The 20,923-nt window shown below is 62.1% G+C and carries 17 protein-coding genes, 1 tRNA gene and 1 rRNA gene; 3 read left to right on the forward strand and 16 right to left on the reverse strand.

Annotated elements, in window-relative coordinates; all coding sequences use genetic code 11:
• Nucleotides 1-24: 24 nt before the first annotated feature.
• Nucleotides 25-1,467 (reverse strand): NADP-dependent succinate-semialdehyde dehydrogenase, encoded by a 1,443-nt coding sequence (gene gabD / locus BT179_RS25190; protein ID WP_072398965.1) that lies wholly within the window; start codon nucleotides 1,465-1,467, stop codon nucleotides 25-27.
• Nucleotides 1,468-1,817: 350 nt separating this feature from the next.
• Between gabD and BT179_RS25195 the strand changes: the two genes are divergently transcribed.
• A tRNA-Arg gene (locus BT179_RS25195) sits at nucleotides 1,818-1,894 on the forward strand.
• 59 nt (nucleotides 1,895-1,953) lie between these two features.
• Here the strand turns inward: BT179_RS25195 and BT179_RS25200 are convergent.
• From BT179_RS25200 to BT179_RS25220, 5 genes are all read right to left on the reverse strand, one after another.
• Nucleotides 1,954-2,535, reverse strand: a complete 582-nt coding sequence (locus tag BT179_RS25200) for a hypothetical protein (RefSeq protein WP_072432194.1) — start codon at nucleotides 2,533-2,535, stop codon at nucleotides 1,954-1,956.
• The gene (locus tag BT179_RS25205) at nucleotides 2,532-3,104 is read right to left on the reverse strand and encodes an RNA polymerase sigma factor (protein WP_072398963.1); all 573 of its coding nucleotides are present in this window, start codon (nucleotides 3,102-3,104) and stop codon (nucleotides 2,532-2,534) included. Before BT179_RS25205 ends, BT179_RS25200 begins: the two co-directional genes overlap by 4 nt.
• Nucleotides 3,105-3,211: 107 nt before the next feature.
• The gene (locus BT179_RS25210; protein WP_072432193.1) at nucleotides 3,212-4,876 is read right to left on the reverse strand and encodes a vWA domain-containing protein; all 1,665 of its coding nucleotides are present in this window, start codon (nucleotides 4,874-4,876) and stop codon (nucleotides 3,212-3,214) included.
• Between the two features lie 142 nt (nucleotides 4,877-5,018).
• Nucleotides 5,019-5,600, reverse strand: coding sequence for a hypothetical protein (locus tag BT179_RS25215; RefSeq protein ID WP_072398961.1), 582 nt, complete (start codon nucleotides 5,598-5,600; stop codon nucleotides 5,019-5,021).
• Between the two features lie 167 nt (nucleotides 5,601-5,767).
• Nucleotides 5,768-6,760: a zinc-dependent alcohol dehydrogenase family protein gene (locus BT179_RS25220; RefSeq protein WP_072432192.1), complete on the reverse strand. Its 993-nt coding sequence runs from the start codon at nucleotides 6,758-6,760 to the stop codon at nucleotides 5,768-5,770.
• 107 nt (nucleotides 6,761-6,867) lie between these two features.
• Here BT179_RS25220 and BT179_RS25225 point away from each other — a divergent pair, with 107 nt between their 5' ends.
• Complete coding sequence (locus BT179_RS25225; RefSeq protein ID WP_072398959.1) at nucleotides 6,868-7,746, forward strand: LysR family transcriptional regulator; 879 nt, start codon at nucleotides 6,868-6,870, stop codon at nucleotides 7,744-7,746.
• Nucleotides 7,747-7,787: 41 nt separating this feature from the next.
• Here the strand turns inward: BT179_RS25225 and BT179_RS25230 are convergent, their stop codons facing one another.
• The 3 genes from BT179_RS25230 to BT179_RS25235 form a co-directional block, all read right to left on the reverse strand.
• Nucleotides 7,788-9,101 (reverse strand): MFS transporter, encoded by a 1,314-nt coding sequence (locus BT179_RS25230; RefSeq protein WP_072432191.1) that lies wholly within the window; start codon nucleotides 9,099-9,101, stop codon nucleotides 7,788-7,790.
• Between the two features lie 35 nt (nucleotides 9,102-9,136).
• A complete protein-coding gene (locus BT179_RS26850) occupies nucleotides 9,137-9,310 on the reverse strand; it encodes a hypothetical protein (protein WP_168199064.1) in 174 nt (57 codons plus the stop codon).
• 132 nt (nucleotides 9,311-9,442) lie between these two features.
• Nucleotides 9,443-10,003: a YbhB/YbcL family Raf kinase inhibitor-like protein gene (locus tag BT179_RS25235; protein ID WP_072398957.1), complete on the reverse strand. Its 561-nt coding sequence runs from the start codon at nucleotides 10,001-10,003 to the stop codon at nucleotides 9,443-9,445.
• A 138-nt stretch (nucleotides 10,004-10,141) separates the two neighbouring features.
• Between BT179_RS25235 and BT179_RS25240 the strand changes: the two genes are divergently transcribed.
• Nucleotides 10,142-11,677: an FAD-dependent oxidoreductase gene (locus BT179_RS25240; protein ID WP_072432190.1), complete on the forward strand. Its 1,536-nt coding sequence runs from the start codon at nucleotides 10,142-10,144 to the stop codon at nucleotides 11,675-11,677.
• 91 nt (nucleotides 11,678-11,768) lie between these two features.
• Here the strand turns inward: BT179_RS25240 and pgaD are convergent, their stop codons facing one another.
• The 7 genes from pgaD to rrf form a co-directional block, all read right to left on the reverse strand.
• Nucleotides 11,769-12,269, reverse strand: coding sequence for a poly-beta-1,6-N-acetyl-D-glucosamine biosynthesis protein PgaD (gene pgaD / locus BT179_RS25245; protein WP_072398955.1), 501 nt, complete (start codon nucleotides 12,267-12,269; stop codon nucleotides 11,769-11,771).
• Nucleotides 12,266-13,621, reverse strand: coding sequence for a poly-beta-1,6-N-acetyl-D-glucosamine synthase (gene pgaC, locus BT179_RS25250; protein ID WP_072398954.1), 1,356 nt, complete (start codon nucleotides 13,619-13,621; stop codon nucleotides 12,266-12,268). The genes pgaD and pgaC overlap by 4 nt, the downstream gene beginning before the upstream one ends.
• 1 nt (nucleotide 13,622) lies before the next feature.
• Complete coding sequence (gene pgaB, locus BT179_RS25255; RefSeq protein ID WP_072432189.1) at nucleotides 13,623-15,620, reverse strand: poly-beta-1,6-N-acetyl-D-glucosamine N-deacetylase PgaB; 1,998 nt, start codon at nucleotides 15,618-15,620, stop codon at nucleotides 13,623-13,625.
• Between the two features lie 12 nt (nucleotides 15,621-15,632).
• On the reverse strand, nucleotides 15,633-18,113 hold the full coding sequence (gene pgaA / locus BT179_RS25260) for a poly-beta-1,6 N-acetyl-D-glucosamine export porin PgaA (RefSeq protein ID WP_072432188.1): 2,481 nt from the start codon (nucleotides 18,111-18,113) through the stop codon (nucleotides 15,633-15,635).
• 240 nt (nucleotides 18,114-18,353) lie between these two features.
• Entirely contained in the window at nucleotides 18,354-19,859 is a 1,506-nt protein-coding gene (locus tag BT179_RS25265; RefSeq protein ID WP_072432187.1) for a YdgA family protein, read from the reverse strand.
• A 155-nt stretch (nucleotides 19,860-20,014) separates the two neighbouring features.
• Nucleotides 20,015-20,650, reverse strand: a complete 636-nt coding sequence (locus tag BT179_RS25270) for an NADH:ubiquinone oxidoreductase subunit N (protein ID WP_072398950.1) — start codon at nucleotides 20,648-20,650, stop codon at nucleotides 20,015-20,017.
• A 180-nt stretch (nucleotides 20,651-20,830) separates the two neighbouring features.
• A 5S ribosomal RNA gene (gene rrf, locus BT179_RS25275) occupies nucleotides 20,831-20,923 on the reverse strand; the annotation flags it as partial.

Here is a 20,923-nt window from a genome sequence, read left to right on the forward strand (position 1 = left end):
CGTGCCCTTTGCGCTTGAAGCGGATCAGATACCCAGGCAGAGGTACTTGATTTCCAGGTAGTCCTCGATGCCGTACTTGGAACCCTCACGGCCCAGACCCGAAGCCTTGATGCCGCCGAACGGCGCGACTTCGTTGGAAATCAACCCGGTGTTGACGCCGACCATACCGTATTCCAGGGCCTCGGCCACGCGGAACACACGGCCCAGGTCGCGGGCATAGAAGTAGGAAGCCAGGCCGAACTCGGTGTCGTTGGACATCGCGATCACTTCGGCTTCGTCCTTGAAGCGGAACAGCGGCGCCAGCGGGCCGAAGGTTTCTTCCTTGGCCACGGCAGCGTCTTTCGGCACATTGGTCAGGATGGTCGGCTCGAAGAAGTTGCCTTGCATCGGCTTGCCACCGGCCAATACGGTCGCGCCTTTGCCGACGGCATCGGCAATGTGTTCCTGCACCTTGGCAACGGCTTTTTCATCGATCAGCGGACCGGTGGTGGTGCCATCGTCCAGGCCGTTGCCGATCTTGAGCTTGGCCACTGCCGCCTTGAGTTTTTCCGCGAAGGCGTCGTACACCGAATCCTGGATGTAGAGACGGTTGGCGCAGACGCAGGTCTGGCCGTTGTTGCGGTACTTGGAGATGATCGCGCCTTCGACGGCCTTATCCAGGTCTGCGTCGTCGAACACGATGAACGGCGCGTTGCCGCCCAGCTCCAGGGAAACTTTCTTGATGTCCTTGGCGCATTCGGCCATCAGTTGGCGACCGATCTCGGTGGAGCCGGTGAACGATAGCTTGCGCACGATGGGGTTGCTGGTCAGCTCGCCACCGATGTCGCCGGCGCTGCCGGTGACCACGCTCAGTACACCCTGTGGAATGCCGGCACGGTGCGCCAGCTCCACCAGGGCCAGGGCCGAGAACGGCGTCTGGGACGCCGGCTTGATGACCATGGTGCAACCCGCGGCCAGGGCAGGGCCGGCCTTGCGAGTGATCATCGCAGCCGGGAAGTTCCAAGGGGTGATGGCGGCGGTCACGCCGATCGGCTGCTTGATCACGATCAGGCGCTTGTCGGGCTGGTGCCCGGGAATCACGTCGCCGTAGATGCGCTTGGCTTCTTCGGCGAACCATTCGATGAAGGAAGCGGCATAGACGATTTCGCCCTTGGCTTCGGCCAACGGCTTGCCCTGCTCCAGGGTCATCAGACGACCGAGGTCGTCCTGATTTTCGATCAGCAGTTCATACCAGCGGCGCAGCTTGTTGGCGCGTTCCTTGGCGGTCAGGGCACGCCAGGCCGGCAGCGCCTTGTCGGCGGCTTCGATCGCGCGACGGGTTTCGGCAGCGCCCATCTTCGGCACCGTGCCCAGCACTTCGCCCGTAGCCGGGTTGGTGACTTTGATTGTCTGACCATTGTCCGCATCGACCCAAGCGCCATCGATAAAGGCTTGCTGGCGGAACAACTGGGTGTCTTTAAGCTGCATGTCGGCTTTCCTTAACAGCACCGCGCGCACGCGGAGCGAATTAGAGTTGTAGAAAGGCGCCTTATGGGCTGCCGTCAGGGAAATCATTCACCGGGCTGAAGCACAGAAATAACGCACAACAAGCATAGACGTGCGGTTCAGCACCCAGACAAGAGCGTTTGAAATCTCAAACGAATCCTAGGGCCGATAGGGGTGAAGGACAATAGGCTGTTCGAAAAAAAGAACGAAAAAGCCGAATTTGCCTGTTTTTTCTGATCAGCGTAGCCGATGCCCGCCCCAGGGCAGGAAAACACCGGCGAATCAGCAGCATGGACGCCCGGCATGCTTATGAGTATCATGGCGCCCGCGTTGCACCAGTAGCTCAGCTGGATAGAGTACTGCCCTCCGAAGGCAGGGGTCGTGGGTTCGAATCCCGCCTGGTGCGCCATATACAGCAAAGCCCCATGTCGCCAGACCTGGGGCTTTTTTGTGGGCGTCGAAAAAGCCTTAACGCCCCTGCAACGCCTCCAACCGCGCCGGCAGGTCTTCCTGGGGAAAGCGCGCGTGCAGCGCCAGCAGTTTCTCATCGGCAGCCCTGTTCTGCCCCGCCTGGCGCAAGCGCAGGATTTCCAACAGCTCGTTCTCCAGCGACAGCGGTGCGGCGGGTTTGCTCATCTTCGCCGCGGGCCGATCCGCGGGGACCTGGGCCATTTCCGCCTGGGGCGCCATGCGCGCCATTGGCGCGGGAGCGGGCGCAGGGGGTGGTGCCTCCGCGATAACCGCAGGGGCCTGTCGGTCGGCGGAAAAGTCCAGCGTTGCTGGCGCTTGCCGGGGCTCAGGCGCGCGCAGTACCAGGCCGATCATCAGCGCCACACCGGCCAGGCTGGCGAACGCGACCTGCCAGCGGGGCCGTTGGCAGGCCAGCAGCCAGCGCTGCCACAGGCTCGGCTTGGGTGCCGGCGCCTCGCGGCGGGCGGCGGCCAGGATGAATGCGTCCAGCGAGGCGGGCGGCTCGCCGCCGGCATGTTCGCGAAAATGCTCGATCATCAGGTCGTCCTGGGGATCCTGGGTGTGTCTGGAGTCGTTCATGCGGGTACCTCATCGGCCAGCAGCCGATGCAATTTCTGCTGGGCGTAACGCAGGCGGCTTTTCACCGTTTCCAGCGGGGCGCCGGTCAGGGTAGCGATCTGTGGCAGTTCCAGTTCGCCGTGCAGGCGCAACAGGAAGACTTCCCGCTGATCCTCGGGCAGGGCCTGCAAGGCAGCGTCCAGGCGAGCCTGGTCGCGACTCAGGCTCAACTGCCGCTCGGGACCGTCGGCGTCGTCGGGTTGCCTGTGAAGCTGTTCGTCGTAGCTGTCGTGCAGCGGGTTATGAACGCCGTGTTTGCGCCAGTGGTCGATCAAGCGATTGCGCGCAATCTGGAACAACCAGGTACGAAAACTCGCCTGTCCTTGTGGCTGGGTGGAACTGCGGATCAGGCTGAGCCAGGTGTCCTGGAAGACCTCTTCGGCCAGCTCGGCCTTGTTGCTCAATGACAGTAGGAAACGATAAAGCCCCTGCCGATGGCGGGCGTACAAAGCTTCAAAACATGCCCCGTCGCCGTTGCGGTAACGGGCCAGCAGCGATTCGTCGCTGGGAGAATCCATCGTAGCGGGCATGTGGGTGGCGAACTCCTTTCGGTGTGGACGCAGTCTTGCAGACAACAAGGGCCAACTGTGGGAGCGAGCAGGTTCGCTCCCACAGTTGGTCCTCGTTGTGCTTGGGATCAGTGCTTGGCCGCAGGCTTGAGGCTCTGGGCCAACTCGACCATCTGCACGAACTCGGCACGCAGCCCGAACGGGTCATCGCCCCGGGCGGAGCGGGCCAGTCGAGCGGTGTCCTTCAAGCTCATGGCGCCAGTGTAGCGTCCATCGCCCTTGAGCTGCTGGGCGAAGGCGGCCACGGCGGCCGAGAAGCGCAAGTCTTCGCTGGCCTCGCCCTTTTCCTGCGCCGCAACCACAGGATGCTCGATCAACCGGCTGACACCGCCCTCGGCGGGCTTGTAGCGTACCCGCAACATGGCCAGCTCCCCCGATTGAACGTCCTGCCTGGCAACGCTGCCGTAGCGCAACGGCTCCAGCCAACCCTGCTCGCCCTTGGGCACGATTTCATACAACGCCGTCACGGTGTGCCCGGCACCGATTTCGCCGGCATCGACCTTGTCGTTGTTGAAATCCTCGCGCTTCAGTGCACGGTTCTCATAACCGAGCAAACGGTATTCGCTGACCTGGGCCGGGTTGAACTCCACTTGCAGCTTCACATCCCGCGCCACCACCGCCAGGGTCGAGCTGAGCTGGTCCACCAGCACCTTGCGCGCTTCGAGCAGGTTGTCGATGTAGGCGTAATTGCCATCCCCGGCGTCGGCCAGTTGCTCCATCAGGTGTTCGTTGTAGTTATCCACGCCAAAACCCAGCGTGGTCAGGGACACGCCGCTTTTGCGCTGGTCCACCGCCATCTGCTTGAGGCTGTCGAAGTCATTGATGCCGACGTTGAAGTCGCCATCGGTAGCCAACAGGATGCGGTTGATGCCGTTGTCGATATAGCTCTCCCGGGCCAGCTGGTACGCCAGCTCGATGCCCGAGGCGCCAGCGGTGGAACCGCCCGCGTTCAGTTGATCGATGGCAGTGCGGATCCTGGCCTTGTCCCGACCCGAGGTGGGTTTGAGCACCACCCGCGATTCGCCGGCATACACCACCAGGGACACACGATCCTGGTCGCGCAGTTGGTCCACCAGTAGCTTCAAGGTGCTTTTGACCAGCGGCAGGCCCTCGCGACGATCCATGGAACCGGAAACATCCACCAGGAAGACCAGGTTGGCCGGCGCCAGCTCCGCCACCGCACGATCGGAAGCCTTGATGCCGATGCGCAGCAGACGGGTATGAGGATTCCAGGGCGAGGGTGCTACCTCGGTGGTCACGCCGAACGGCGAGCCGTCGGTGGGCAGCGCGTAATCGTAGGGAAAGTAGTTGACCATTTCCTCCAGTCGCACAGCGCCTTCAGGCGGCAGGCTGCCCTGATTGAGGAAACGTCGCACATTGGCATAGCTGCCGGTGTCGACATCCGCACCGAAGGTCGACACGGGGGTTTCGGCGACACTATGGACAGGGTTATCCGGCAGCTTCTCGTATTGCTCCCGCGGTTCGGTGCGGTAATCCCCGACGATGGCATCGTTCGCCACACTCGGGGCGACCACCGATACCGGGGCGGCCATGCGCTTGGTCAGCGGTTGGCGAGTGTGGGCAGCCTCGCTTTGTAGCACCGGGCTGGGAGCCACCGGTTCGACCGGCTTGGGGGCCTCTCGGGAAGACAACCCACAACCGGCCAGCATCACCAATAAGGTCATGGCAAAGCCCTGGGCAGCGGGACGCAGGAATGGACAGGGACGGGACATGGGCTGAACCTCGTGAATGAATGATCCGTTCACAAGCTCAGACGAGGGGTATCGGGGATTCGGGTTAAGTGCCGGGCATTATTTTACGGCGCTCTGCAATCGCAGGCCCGGCCCCCCGAAGGCGACCAGGCATGCAAACCGACTAGCGGGACGGAATGGCCTGCAGGTCATCGGCGATAAAGCGGCTCAGCACACCGGTGTAGTAACCCTCGACGTCGGCATTACCTTTGTTGGTCAGCGCCCCCATCATGCTTTTCATATTCTGCATCTGGCCCATCGCGCCTGCAGGCATCAGCCCTTCGCGGGCCTGGGCAAAGTGCAGTACTTCGGCACCGGCCTTCTTGACCTTGACCTGATAGCTGAAATCGACGCTGGCGAGGTACGTGCCGTCGGCAACGATCTTGCTCATGAAGCCGCCCTGGGTGTCCTGGATACGGCGTGTGTAGACGGCGTTCACATCCAGCAGGTAATCGGCGGTTTCCTTGCTGTCGGCATAGCGATTACCGTCGAGCAGGCGGACGATCAGGTCGGAGTGCAGCTGGTCACGGACTTTGTCGTCAGGCAGAAAACGCTCGTTCTTGCCTACGACTTCAACATTGAACGTGTCGATCCAATAGGTGGCGGTCTTGGGGATGGTCACGGGGGCGGGAGAAATATAGTAGTCCGGCTTGGAGGCACAGCCCGCCATGAGGCAAGCGGCAAGCAACAGTGCAAAAACGCGCATGTCTGAATTCGTCCCTGGAAAGTGAAGAGTAAAAACCGGCGGCATTCTAAGGGAGCCGAGCGTTTCTCACGTCACCTTTTTCACTTGCATGCGCATTTTTTCAGCGAAACGTCATCAAGCCAGCAAAGCCCAGGTCCTGGAGACTGGGCTTTGCTGGCTTCCATGGCTCACATGTCAACCACCGTCTTCCCTGCGCCAAGCCCCTGGGCCACTTGCTTGAACGCGTCGTTCACGTCGTCCAGGCCAAACCGATGTACGTCCACCTTGATCCGCAGTTGTCCGGCTTCGACCAGTGCCGCCGCCTGCCGCAGGATCTGCCCGTGGTGCTCGCGCCCCTTGCCGGTCAGCAGGGGCATCAAGGTGAACACCCCAGAATAACTCGCGCCTCGAAACGACAGCGGTGCCAGGCTGTGCTGCCCCCACCCCAGGCAACTGAGCACGTGACCGGTGTACGCCTTCACGGCGCTGAACGACGCATCCAGGGTCGAGCCGCCAACGGTGTCGTAGACAATATCGAAGCCTTCGTCATCGGTGTGCAGGCGCACGTAGCTGTCGGTGTCCTGGATCCGGTAATCGATGGCGGTGGCCCCCAGCTCGCGAATGAAGTCCAGGCTGCCGGCCGAGCCGGTGGCATAGACCTTGGCGCCTCGGGCCTTGGCGATTTGCACGGCCATCTGGCCGACACCGCCGGCGCCGCCATGGATCAGCACCTGTTGACCGGCCCGGACGTTGGCGCGATCGACCAGGCCTTCCCAGGCCGTGATGAAGACCAACGGCAAGGCTGCTGCTTCACGCATGCTCATCGACCGGGGCTTGGGTGCGATCAGCGACGCATCGACGGCAACGTATTGGGCCAGGGCGCCCTGGATTCCGCCGATTCCGGCAGCCATGCCAAATACCTCATCTCCACGGGTGAAGTCAGTGACGCCATCGCCCAGCTCGACGACCGTGCCGGCCAGGTCGATTCCCAGCACTGCGGGCAGCGGTTGACGGGCATGGGCGCCGCCTCCCGTCGCTATCTTGGTATCCAGCGGATTGATGCCGGCGGCATGGACCTTGATCAAGACCTGTCCCTTGCCGGGCACGGGCCGGGCAACAGGGCGGACGACCAAAGGGGCCTGGGCGGTTTCAGCGATGGCGGCGAGCATGGTGTCGTTCATGTCAGTGACCTCCAATGAGTGGGTGGAGTACATGTTGCAACCCACGATGCATTCCGATAAGTAAGCAAGCACGGATAGGTTTTATTCCATGAAGAGGCCAAATTCCGATGGATCTGTTCGACGCGATGCAGGTATTCGTACGGGTGGTGGAGCGCGGCTCGTTCTCGGCTGTCGCCAGGGAACTGAACCTGGGCCAACCGGCGGTGAGCAAGCAGGTCCGTGCGCTGGAGCGGCATCTGGGTGGCGCGTTGCTTGCCCGCAGCACCCGCCAGCTTGCGCTGACCGACCAGGGCCAGCGTTTCTACGCGCAAAGCAAGGAGATACTCGCCAGCCTGGACGCGGCCCGGCTCAGTTTCGCCAGCGGACAGGAAGAGATCGCCGGCCCCTTGCGTGTGGCGGCGCCAGTCAGCTTCGGGCGGCTATGCATCGCGCCGCTGCTGGGCGAGTTCCTGGCGCGCCATCCCAAGGTGCGGATCGACCTGCGGCTCAATGACCAGAACGAAGATGTGCTGAAGGAAAACATCGATCTGGCCATTCGCATCGGCGCGGTTAAGAACGAAGGGCTGGTGGCCGTCTCCCTCGGCGACAGTCCGCGCCGGGTCTACGCGTCTGCGGCCTATCTGCAGCGATACGGCACGCCGCTCGAGCCGGCGGATCTGATCCACCATAACTGCCTGGGCTTTACACTGCTGGAGCACTACGACACCTGGCGTTTCGACCAGGAAGGCAGGCAACACTGCGTGACGATCAAGGGCAACGTCACCAGCAACAGTAGCGAGGCCATTCGGGAAATGGTGCTGTCGGGCCTGGGCATTTGCCTTTCACCCCAGTGGTTGTTTGCCGCCGACCTGCGTCAGGGAGCCGTGTCGCAGCTGCTTGAGGATTACCAACCAACCGCCCTGCCCATCAACGCAGTCTTCAGCAGCGACCGCCGACGCTCGGCACGTACCCGGGCCTTTGTGGACTTTCTGCGCGAACGCCTCTGATGAGGCTGACCGGGCCCGCGGCAGGGCGTCGTCGCGCAAACCTAGGACTCACACACCAACGGCGATAGCGCCGACTTCGTGGCCCGCCCCGAAAAATACGCCGCCGCACCCACCCCCACCGCGCCCATGACCCCGCAATAGGCCACACACACCCATGGGCTCCAGGGCACCAGCGCAATCAGCAGCAACGGCGTCATGCTGGCCCATAGCGCATAGGCGATGTTGTAGGTGAACGAGATGCCGGACACACGGATCCTGGCCGGGAACAGGTTGACCATCACCGAAGGCACCGCCCCCACCACGCCACAGCCCAGGCCTGCCACAGCGTAGGCCAGGCCCAGCCAGGCACCGCCGCCGATCAGGCTGGCGTAGAGCAGCGCAATGCCCAGCGGCAGCAGCAGACTGTAGAGCATGACCGCGCGCCAGGCGCCGATGCGGTCGACGATAAGGCCGGCGAGGACGCAGCCGATGTTCAGGAAAACGATGCCCAGGCTACTCAGGGCGAACGTCTGGCCAGGAGTCATGCCGAAGCTCTTCTGCATGACGGTCGGGGTGATGACCACGAACACCACCACGGCGGAGGTCAGCACGCATGTAAGGATGGCGGCAGGCAACAAGGCGTGGCGATAGTCGCGCAGCACGGTGCGCAGGGGCAGTTCCGCCGCGCCTTCACGGTTGGCTTGCAGGGCCATGAAAATCGGTGTTTCGCTCAGCCAGCGACGCAGCCAGACTCCGATCACACCAAAGACGCCACCCAGCAGGAAAGGCAGCCGCCAGGCATAGTCGAGAATTTCCTCAGGAGTGAACAGCCGTGCCAGCGCCGTGGCGGTCAAGGCGCCCAACAAGTAGCCGAACGTCAGGCCGGCCTGGAGGAAGCCCAGGGCGTAGCCTCGGTGTCGCGGCGGTGCGTGTTCGGCCACGAACACCCAGGCACTCGGCACCTCGCCCCCTACCGCCGCCCCTTGCAGGATGCGCAACGCCAGTAACAGCAACGGCGCGAAATAACCGATTTGCGCGTAGGTCGGCATCACACCGATGAGCAGGCACGGCAAGGCCATCATCAGGATGCTCAGGCTGAACACCCGCTTGCGTCCCAGGCGATCGGCAAAATGCGCCATGAGAATGCCGCCCAAGGGGCGAGCCAGATAGCCGGTGGCAAAGATTCCGAAGCTTTGCAGCAAGCGCAACCATTCGGGCATTTCCGGGGGGAAGAACAGCTGGCTGAGCGTCAGGGCGAAGAAGACGAAAATGATGAAATCATAGATCTCCAGCGCGCCGCCGAGGGCGGCCAGGCCCAGGGTCTTGTAGTCGGACCGGCTGAATCGGTCGCCTGGTAGATGAGTTGTGGCAGTCATAGGCAGATAGCAGAAAGTTGAGTGAGGACGACCGTTCAGTCGTCGCCCCGGTTGTCCATGGGTCGAACCGGTGGTTGACCTGGCTCGGCGTCTTCGGCCTCGTCTTCAGGCAGGTAATCCTTGCGACTGCGCGCGATGGCCTGGCGTATTTCGTCGCCCTTGGTGGGGCAGTTCTTCAGGCGGGCGATGCCGTCGGGTTTCTGCGTCATCGCCATCTCCGGCAGTGATCAGGGGCTCGATAGTGCTCGCTTTTGCCGCCTGATGCCAATTTTGTGATGAGGGCCGCCTGGCGGCCCGGGGAATATCGGCCTTCCCGCCACGAATGACGGGGGCGTTCCGGATCAGCGGTGGTAACGACGCACCACGCTGCTGTTGCGCAACACATGGCCTTTGATCTTTTCCATCAATTGGGCACGGGTCAGGCCGGCAGGCAGCGCTTCGGGTGGCAAGTCCAGGGCGTAGATCTGGATCAGGTAATGGTGGGCGCTGTCACCGACAGGTGGACAAGGGCCGATATAGCCATGGGTATTCTTGCTGTTGGTGCCGCTCACGCCTTCCAGCGCCGACTTGGCACCCACGCCTGCCGGAATCTGCCGCGTGGAGGCCTTGATGCCGTAATGCACCCAATGGTCGACGCCCTGGCCTTTCTGACCATCCGGATCATGCATGACGATGGCGTAGCTGAGGGTGCCGGGCGGGCCGGCGTTCCAGCTCAGGGCCGGGGAAACGTTCTTGCCGCCGCAATTGTTCGCATCGCTGGCGGCCGCTGCGGTGAAGAGGCGGTCGTCCGACACACCGGGAATGCTGAGGGTGAAGCGCTCCTGCGCCTGGACGGTTGCCTGTGCGCACAACACGAGGGCAACGGCGGCCAGCCAGGGAGCAAGTGAGGTCAATCGAGTCATACCGGGCACCTTATGCGGTTCAGGCCATGGACGGCTTGCGAACTATAGCCGCAGCGCCCGCCGGGTTGCAGTGACAATTACGCTGAACCTCGTTCCGGTCCTTCGGTTCTAATGGGAAACGCCTGCCGGAGACCGACCATGCCTGTGCATCAAGTCGCCCGCTTCGCGGATGTGCGCGAGGACCGCGGCCTCGAAGTGAAGATCAACGACACGACCATCCTGCTGCTGCGCGCAGGCGACCAGGTACGTGCTTTCCAGGGCAGATGCCCACACGCCGGGGCGCCCTTGGCCAAGGGCGCGGTGTGCCATGGAAGGCTGATCTGTCCCTGGCACAAGGCGGCGTTCCGGGCCGAAGACGGCGCCCTGTGCGAACCGCCGGCCCTCGATAGCCTGGCGCGCTATCACGTCGAAGTGAAAGGCGACGAGGTCTGGGTCGATGATCAACCGTTGCCGGCCGAGAAAATCCCGCCGGCCGACGACTCACGCACCTTTGTCATCATCGGCGCCGGTGCCGCCGGCACGGCTTGCGCGGCGGCGTTGCGGGAGAAAGGTTTCGGCGGCCGCATCCAGATGATCGACCGTGAAGCGGGGGCCGGATATGACCGCACCGTGCTGAGCAAATATGTCCTGGCCGGCGACATGAGCGTCGACGAAACGCCACCGCTGCGCGATGACACTTATTTCATCCAGCAACGTATCGAACGGATCCAGGGCGAAGTCACTGGCCTGGATTGCGACTCCCGCCGGATCAGGCTCGCCGATGACCGGTGGCTGGAATACGACGCCGTGCTGATCGCCACCGGCGGCTCCCCCAGGATTCCGGATCTGCCGGGCATCGATCTGCCGCAGGTGTTCGTATTGCGCAACCTGGAACATACCCGGCAAATCCTTGAGAACGCCCGAGCGGGTCAACGAGCGGTGATCATCGGCGACAGTTTCATTGCCATGGAGGTTGCCTCATCGCTGCGCAAGCGCGAGCTGAGCGTCACCGTGCTGGCTCGCAATCCCGTACCGTTCGCCAAGCAGTTGGGCGAGAGCGTCGGTCAGGCGATCCTGGCCCGCCATCGGGCCAATGGCGTGGTGTATCACACCGATGGCGAAGCGGCGCGGATCGAAGGCCGCGGCCAGGTGGAAGCCGTGGTGCTGGATAACGGCCAGCGCTTTGCAGCGGACCTGGTGATTGTCGGTATCGGCGTGCGTCCGGCCACCGAGCCGTTCATTGAACTGCCCAGGGAAAAGGACCAGTCTGTGAGGGTCGACGCGGGCATGCGCGTGACCGATGGGGTATGGGCCGTCGGCGACATCGCGACCTTTCCCCTCGACGGCCAGCCCCGACGCATCGAACACTGGCGCCTGGCCCAGCAACAGGCGCGCATCGCCGCCGCGAACATGCTCGGCGGGGATGAACACTACCTGGATGTACCGTTTTTCTGGACCTATCACTTCGGAAAACGCTACGACTACCTCGGCCATGCCGAGCAGTGGGACGAGGTGCAATTCAAAGGCACGCCTGAACATCCGCCCTTCATCGGCCTGTTGGGCAAGAACGGCGTCGTCGCCGCCGCAGTGGCCTGTGATGAAGGCCGGGCCATGGCGGCGTTGGCCCAGCGCATGAAGCAACCATTGCCGGTAGACGAGGCGTGGCGACTTATTCGTGACTTCTCGACGCTTTGAGCCGACCGGCGCAGCAAACCGTGACGTTCGTGCCTTGTGCTGCATTGCCCCATCCTTGGAGCGGGCTTGCCTGCGAAGGCGATACCAACCCCTACGCGGGATGATCAGCCAGATGGATCACTCCCGAATGCTCCAGCGGCGCCAAAGGCGGCGGTTGCAGTTCCTTGGGGAGCACATGGAAATGCGGCACGACATGGCTGATGTCGCCGTCCTGGTTGTTATGAATGATCTTCGAACCAGGCTGGCGCAGGGTGTCCAGGCGCTCATCGGTCAATTTGAAACTCTCGCTCAGGCGTCGATCGTCCACCACCGGCGCCGGTAGCCGGCGCTGGGCGAAACGGCCGCTCTTGCGCTGCTGGTAACGTGCCCAGCCAATCAGGATCAGCGCATTGACCAGCGCCACCCAACCGTAGATCTGCAGCGTCCCGAGGGTTTCCAGCCACGCGCCTCCCAGGCGTGGGCCTGCGTGGCCGTCGAATAGCGGCCATAACCCGTTGATCAGCAGGTACAGCAGTCCGATCCACGCAAGCACGGTAAAACACACATCGATGATGACCAGAAAAGGTCGCTGGCGGGTCCTGATAATTTTCATCGGATCACTTCCTCTTCTTGCTCACCGAACGGTTTGATGCCGCGGTCCGGACTGATCCAGCGCGCACGCTTCTGATGCTGTCCGAACAATACTTTGGGAAAGCTCACCAGGGTCGTGAACAGGCTGATCAGCCAGAACACCAGTGGGTACCAGACCACCCAGAACATGATGTGCCACAGGCCTTTTTCGTAGCGGCGATCGATCAGGATGCTCACGGCGAACTGCATCAGGCACACCACCGCCAGCAACAGTCCGGTGAAGGCCGGCGGCATCAGGTGGTCCACGGCGATGGCCGCCGGCATCTCGACGAATTTGCCGGCGCCCCAGAAAACCACCGACAGCAGGAAGGTGAACGCCCACCCGGTGGACAGGCAATATTCGAACAGCAGCGGCCACAGGTAACGATGCCGGTATTGCCAGATGCCGCGAATGTTCTTGAACAGCACCTCGGCACCGCCCTGGGCCCAGCGCAGCCGTTGCCGCCACAGACCGCGCAGGGTTTCGGGCATCAGGATCCAGCACAGCGCCCGGGGCTCGTAGAAGATGCTCCAGTGATCCAGTTGCAGCTTCCAGCTGATGTCGATGTCCTCGGTGATCATATCCGGGCTCCAATAGCCGACCCGGTGCAGGGCCGTGCGCCGGAAGGCGACGATCACGCCGGAGACGGTGAAGATCCGTCCGAAGACCCGCTGCGTTCGCTTGATCAAGCCAATGATCGAAGAAAACTCCCCCACCTGGACCCGGCCCACCAAGGTGGAGCGGGTGCGGATGCGCGGGTTGCCGGTCACGGCGCCAAGGCGGGCATTGTCCAGCATCGGCGCCACCAGGTAGGCGCAGGTATTGGGCGCCAGCAGCGCGTCACCGTCGATGCACACCAGGTATTCGCTGCGCGCGGCGATGGCGCCCATGCGCAGGGCCACGGCCTTGCCCTGATTCTCTGCCAGGTGCAGCACGCGCAGGCGTGGGTCTTGCGTCGCCAACTGATCCAGTACCGCGCCGGTGCTGTCCTTGGAGCCATCGTTGATGGCGATCACTTCGATGTTCGGGTAGTGCTGGCCCAACGCTGCGTGGATGGTATCGGCAACGTTGTCGCCTTCGTTGAAGCATGGAACCAGGATGCTGATCAGCGGCTCGCCGGCCAGGGGCGGCGGCAGGGTGTCATCCTTCCATGGCCAGTGGCGCTCCCAGTGCAGCCAGAAATACAGGCCACCGGCAATCCATAAACCGGACATGAACAGCGGGTAGAAGAATACGAAGTCCATCAGAAATTGCCCGGTGACCAGGAAGATCAGGCCCAGGGGTACCCCAAGGACAATCGCCAGCACCAGCAGGGCGAGCAGTCTGTCGAGCATGTCAAGGATTCCACTTGTTGGAGAGCGCAGGGCGCACGGTTTTCACGGCGGGCTGGTCTTCGATGAAGTTGTCCGGGTAGTAGCCGAAACTGGTCACGCCCTGGCGTTTCAACACGCCCATCCATTCGGCCAGTTGTTCACCGTCGATGTCCTTGGCCGGTTGGCTGTGCCAGTCCCGTGCCTGCAGTTCGAACACGGTGCGCTGGAGCGCGCCGGGACGAGCCTTGACCGTGTTGACCAGGCGTTCGAGCCAGGGGCCGGACTGCCGGCGAGTCTGCTTTTCCATCAACGGCATGGCCATCGGTGCCGTCCAGTCGTAGGCACCGAGGAAGTCGTCGAGATTCTGGGCAAACCAGGCCTCGCTTTCAGGGTTGAGCATGGGCTCGGCGAACAGATTGCGGGCCGTCTGCACCTGCGGGCCACGGATCGCCCGGACCTTGGCAGTGAGCTCCTGGGTGAAATCGATCAGGTAGCGGCTCTTGAAGCGAGTCCAGCGCTGCATGGCCACCGGGTCGTCCCGCAGGGCTGCGATGGAGGTCGAGAGGCCGTTGGCGGCATAGACCTTCAAGGCAGCGGGGCCGGCATCCTCGAAGTCGGAGAACACCGCGTCGTCATGGTACAGAACGCCGTCCACCGAGCTCATTCGCGCCATGTCCTCGTAGATCTCGCCGATCACATGCCGAACCTTCGGGTCGAAGGGTGACAAGCGGACGTACTGATCCTTGGCGATGCCGGTCCTGCCAGTCTCCGGGTCCCAACGCTGCACGCGCGGCAGCTTCGAGTCCAGGGCAAAACCGAGCACGGGCATCCAGGCGAAAACCTTGGCGTTCGCTCGGGTTTTCAGTTGCCATGCCACCCGGTCGAACAAGTCCGCCCGTACGGGCAGGTGACGGTTGGGGAAGTACAGCGAGTGCACCAGGCCGTCACCTTTAGGGTCGGCGAAAGCCTGCAGGAACACGGTATTGGCGCCCAGGTCATAGATGCGCTGGATCAACTTGCCGACGTTGGCTTCCTGTTGCACGGGATCCGGGTCATAGACGTAATCCAGGTCGACATGGACCACTCGCATCGGGTCCATCGTCTGCACCGAAACCATGCTTTCGGCGAAGTGCGCGCCATCCGGATCGGAAGCCACCAGGAAGCGCGGCCCGCTCATCAGGTTGGAGAGGCTGTCGAGGCCATCCTCCAGCGTCAGGGCCATCTGATAGCCGTGGTCGCCAATCACCTGCAATGCGGTACCGTCCGCTTCCCCGTACGGCCAGACCCAGACGCGCGGATTGTAGCCGGCAACCTTGCGGATCTTTTCGGAAATCGCCGCCACGTCCTGGCGCAGGCGAGCCTGGAAGTCGGCTTCGGTTTCATAGCGTCCGGTGGCGGGATCGTAGCGTCGGGTTGTCGCCGCGGGCTGCTGGTTGCCTTGCGGATTGGCAAGCACGCCTTTGTGATTGGCATCGGTATGCGCGGCGATTTCCACCAGGCCAGACTTGGAGACCTCGCGGATCTGCTCCCAGGTGAGGAACTCCGAACGCTTGCGCGGCACACCGGCGAAGTCCACCGTCTGGTTCGACGGCGTATCGATCCAGCTGCCCACCGGAGCCAGGATCGCCGGCCAGTTATAGGCACGCAGGATCGGCATCACGCGGGTGTAGAAACTGGAGTAACCGTCGTCGAAACTCAGTAACACCGCCCGTGGCGGCAACTGCGGACCGCCGTTGCGGGCTGTGATGATCTGGTCCACCGTGACCGGCTGATAGTTGTTTTCCCGCAGCCAGGCCAACTGTTCGATCAGGCGCTCGGTGCGCACGGCCACCAGCGCCTGGTCCGGATCACGGTCGTTCACATCGTGGTAGGCGATGCCAAGTACGTGGTTCTTTGGCCAGGGCGCCTCGTTGGCCGCCAGCGGGCGCTGCGAAGGGGGCGTGAAGGCCGGGGCCTGCTGGGCACAGGCGCTGACCAGCAAGACGCCCAGCAGAAGGATGAATCGCGAAATGACAGGCATCTTCAAACTCTTCTAGAAGCGATAGGTGAGGTCGACAAGCAGGCGCAGATCGCTCTCGCGATCGCCGTCGTAGGGGCGGTTGAGCCAGCTCAGCGCGGCACCGGCCTCGAGCACATCGTTCCAGATGAAACGCTGGCCGTAGCCCAGCAGGCCCATGGCACCCGTACCATGGTCGCGCTGGCTGTAGGTGCCGGCGCCGACCTGGAACTGCTGGCTCCAGGTGGTCTCATAGCGGCGGTGCAAAACATGGTTGGCGGTCAGGGTGGGCATCACGCCCAGGTCCGACTTGGGGTTGAAGTACGGGACTTCGTCGGTTCCACTGTTGCGGCTGGCGCTCACTTCCAGGCCCAGCTCCACCTGCAGCCGAGGGGCGCTGTAAAGTCCTTCGCGGCCACTCAGCAAAGCCTCGAGACGATTGTTGCCATCGCTGAAATGGGACGGGCTGACGGTCAGTCGCCACTCACGACTCTCATGGGCACGCCAGCGAACGAAACCACTGCCACCGTTGGCGCGGATGCCGCTGTTGAGGGCTCTCAACGGCGTGTTCGCCGAGAGGTAATCCAGGCTGCCGCCGTACTGCCAGTGATCGTCGATATCCCGGGCCACGGCCAGGCGTGCGCCCTGTTTATCGCCAGAACCGTAGGCGTGATTCGAGACTTCCGCCTCCAGCGTCATGTCCCGGGTGCGCCGCTCCACACCAAGGCGCTGCCAGCGGTGATGGCCGGTCCCTTCCTCGAAATCCCCCGTGGCGTAGCCGGCGCCGCCGAACAGTCGCCAGTCTTCGTCGATGGGTGGGCTATAAAGCAAGGTCTCGATGCCAAAATCCCGGCTGCCGGTCACCGCGCCGGCCTCACCGTTGCCACCACCGTAGCTCTTGCCGGTGTAGGCTTCGATACGCAGCTCGGCCATGTCGTGCACCTCGCGCTGGCGTTGCAGGCGCTTGACGTGAGCGTTCTCCGGGTAGCGGGCCACCACATCGTCAGTCAGCGCATCCAGTTGCCGCCACTCCTGCAACTCCATGGCGGTGCGGGCCTGGGCGACCTCCAGGTCGCGGTTGCGCGGGGTGGTCGTCTCGACCTCCTTGAGCAGGTTTTCCGAGCGTCGCGGCCATTCGCGGGCCCGGTACAGATCGGCCTGGGCCAGGCGCAAGCCGATGTTGCCCGGTCCCTGATTGACCAAGGTGTCCAAGCTCGCTTCGGCAGAGGGATAATCAGCACCGTAGGTACCAGCCTGGGCAGCCAGCAGCTGGGCATCCATCCATTCATCGTTGGGGTTACCGATGGGCAGCCCCTTGAGCTCGACGCGCGGACGCTGGGACTTTGCCAAGTCCTTGGCCAAGGCCCGGGCCTCCTCTGACTTTTCGCTTTCCAGCAGGGCGTAATAAAGTGCCGTGCTGTCCTCGAAGCGATCCGCCGCATCGGCGTCCGGCGCCGTCAGGACCTGACGATAGAGATCGACGGCGATTTCGGGCTGGCGTTGCTCGAGATAGGAGGACGCCACCCAGCGCAACGCATACGTGGGGATGCTCACTCCCTCGGCGCGCAACTTCTGGTATTCGACGATCACCTCTGCCCGATAAGCGCGAGCGTTCAGAGCGCCCATGCGGTCGATACGCCAGCGGAGCACATCATCGTGAGCCTCGGCTACCGGCGTCCAGGTCGCAAGCAATTTGTCGTAATCGGCCAAGGCACGATCAGCGATGACAAAACGCTCTTTTTCACTGCGGGTGGCCATGTCCGCCAGGCGAACCCGCTCAGCGGCCACATCGCCTTCCAGGCGCCGCTGTACACCACGCTCGATCAACCCTGGCTGCAGACGGGCCAGGCGCAACGCCGGCTCCGGCAGACGAGCCCGTTGCAGGGCGTCGATATATTCCCGGGCGATTTCAGGCTTGTTGCCGGCGCGAGTGAAGGCCTGGTCATATTCGAACAGCGCCTCATGGGGATTGCCGGCACGTGTCAGTGCATAGCCCAGGGCCATGCGACGCATCGGATCTTCGGGCTTGGCGGCAACCATGGCCCTGGCACGAGCAACGGCTTCGTCGGGCTTGCCCGCGTCAGCCTGGGTCAATGCCAGGCCGAGCTGCAGGTCGGGGTTGCGGGGATCTTTCAACAGCGCCTGGCGATAGACTTCGACAGCCAGATCCCAGCGTTTGAGATTACGATAAGCCCGAGCCGTAGCGCTCAGCGCCTGGACTGGCAGATCGCGATAGCGACCCTGGCTTTCATAAACCTGCACCACTTCGGCATCCAGACCGGCCCAGCTGGCGATCTGCAGATGATCGCTGATCTGCGCGGTACTGGCCTGGCCGACCGGCACCCCGCGCAACGCAACCAAGGCGGGCGCATGACGACCGGCACGGGCGTCACGAACCGCTTCGTCATAGGCGGTATCGGCAAAGCCCAGTACAGGCCAGCACAATTGGCTGCACAGCACGACGCCAAACAACGGGCGCAAACCACATTGAATAAAAGGACCTACGGTACGCGGCATTCGTCAGCACCCTTACATGGCCAGCCGGGTCGCAGTGCCCCCTTGCCCATCACACAGGAAGCCGGATCAAAGGAATCCAGCCAAGCTCTAATGGGCTAAGTCTTGCATCCCCATGCGGGTCATTTTTCTGAACGCAACAATTCTTCAGAATCCGTCAGATTTGCTAACCCCTTGTGAGCGGACAAAAAAAACCGGCCCGCGCGCAATGCACGGACCGGTTCTGGATGTCGCTGGCGAGAATTACTGAACAGCGACGCCGCCACCTACCTGATTCATCACGAAAGTGGTGAACTGCTCTACGGTCATCTTCTGGCCATTGAAGTCGACCTGATCGTTGGCATAGCGCAGCCTGGTCACCACGTCATTGCCTTCCAGGGTAGCCAGCTGAGTGCCGACTGCCATCGCACTGAACATGTCGCTGGTGGCCGTCGCCTGATCGGCGATCAACTTGGCGTCGGTCTGACCTTCCATTTGTGCCTGTACGGTCGCCAGGTCAGCCAGCATCGGCTTGGACACCTTCACGTTGAGCTCCAACAGTGCGAGCAGTTGCCGCCCCAGTTCGTCAGGTGGCAGGTCCATGGACTGAGGCTTGGCCAGGTTAATGACCAGGCTGGCGCTGCTCTCGCCGTTAGGAGTGCTGAACGCCAGTTTTTCCACCGCCACTTGAGGACTGCCGGCCAGGATCTTTTCAAGATCAGCCTTGACCTGCTTCTCTTCTGCCTCGGTCAGGTTCAGCTCTGGAGCCGGCTCGCCTGCTTCAGCGGCCTCGGCTGCGGCCTTTTCATAAGGCTGCAGCTTGGTCTGATAGAGCTGCATCAGTGACATCGTAGCGGGAACGTCCAGGTTCTTCAGGCTCAGCGCCATGTGTGCCGAGCCGATAGCCTTCTCGTTGAACGACAACTCGCCGATTTTGTAATCGGCACGCCCCGAAGCATTGGTGCCGCTCTCGGTGCTGCTGTTCTTCATCTCCAGATTCTTCAAGCCCACCACCGACTTCTGCTCACCGAAGATGGCCTTGGTATTGCTCAGGATCACGGCGTTCTCACCCAGGTAATAGCCGTAAGAACTCTTGCTCAGGTTGCTGGCGAGCGTGAGCCCGTTGAGTTCAACCTGTACCGGGCTTTGATCCTCTGCGACGGTGGTCAGCTTGAGGTTGTCCATGTAGCCATCGAGCTTGATCTTCTCGGCCTGGGCGCTGGCGGCCAGGTCAAACTTGAGGCCAGAGAAGATCAGATGGGATTGCTCATCCAGCTTGGTGTCCAGGGGCAGCAGCTCCAAGGTACCGTTGACCGACTGATCGTAACCCAGGTTGAACACGCCTTTGACCGGCGACTTATCCTTGGCGGCGGCAAACCATTTATCGGTCAGCGGGTTGCGCTCGATTTCTGTATGGCTGGTCGCCATGACCGGCAGCCACTTGAGTGTCATCAAGCGCGAAAATGGCAGCGGTCCATGTTCGATATTGTCTACCAGCTGCAACTCGACCGCTTCGCCGCCAAACATCTCGCCTTCACCCTTGAGGCGATAACGGGCGGTGCTGCTGAAAATCCCTCGCTCCAGCGAAACCAGTTCAATGGAGGACGAACTGTTGGAACCGGTCAGGGCAATCGCCATCTGCTTGTTACTGTCGGCAATCGCGTTCTGCAGCACTCCTTCGAGCTTGGTGCCGGTGTACCAGGCGCCGCCCGCGCTGATCGCACCGACAACCACAACGATTCCCAGGAGTACGCTTGCTGATTTATTCATGAGTGACCCGATCGATATCCATTGGTTGAAAGTCGCCGTCTTCCCTGGCCCGCGAAAGGGGGTGGCTCGACGCCGTGAAGTGCGGGGGAGATTACCATCAGGCCCCTTGGAGGCCCAATGTTTAAAGGGGGAAAAGCGAATTCTTGAGAGGTGGTCTACGAATATTGGACTTCAATCTCGTCGAGTTGGTGATCGAAAGTCCTGAGCCGTGCCGTCCAGGTGTACACCAACACTTCAAAGTCGCGGTTGATCACCGCAGCGCCCGATGACTCGGCGCGAGGGTCACAGAAGTCCAGTTGATAACGCTCACGAGCCATGGCGTTGGCGACATCACACAACTCACGGGCATTGTTGAGCCAATGCCAACCTTCTTGCGCGACTTGCTTATCCAGGGCAGCGCATTGGACTTTCAGGGCCTCGAGACTTTTTTCCAGCGGGGTGCCGGTGAGTTCCCCCATGACCTCCTGGAATGTACGGCCTGGCTGCCAGTAACTGCCCCAGAAGTAACGATCGAACACTGTTTCGACCCGCCGTAACGCTACCTTGGTATCCCAGATCAGCACCAGGGTCTTGCCTTGGTCCAGGTGTTTCTTCTTGATGCGTTGGCCTTGCACCGATGCCCAGGCCACGACAGCGATGGAAATTACGCCAATGAGGGCGGAAGCGCTGTCTAAAAAAATCAGTGCTTTTTCGATCTGGTGAGTCAGCATGACACCATAGAAATAAGTAGCCGAAAGCAGCACCAATGCCGCGATGGCGCACCAGAACCCGGGAGCATAAGGGTTTTTCATTATTGGAATCCCCATGACCAGTGGCACATAGACCTCACGGGCTTGTTTTTTGCCGATGCCCGACATTCACAGCATAGCAACGGCCTCGGAGTTTGCTGGTCGTCGGGCGTCTCTCCGATCACCGGGCCCAAACGACAAAACCCCTGTCTACGTCAGCAGACAGGGGTTTTGGGAATTCAATCTTGACGATGACCTACTCTCACATGGGGAAACCCCACACTACCATCGGCGATGCATCGTTTCACTTCTGAGTTCGGGATGGGATCAGGTGGT

The organism is Pseudomonas sp. NFACC43 (assembly GCF_900119645.1).
Classification (GTDB): domain Bacteria; phylum Pseudomonadota; class Gammaproteobacteria; order Pseudomonadales; family Pseudomonadaceae; genus Aquipseudomonas.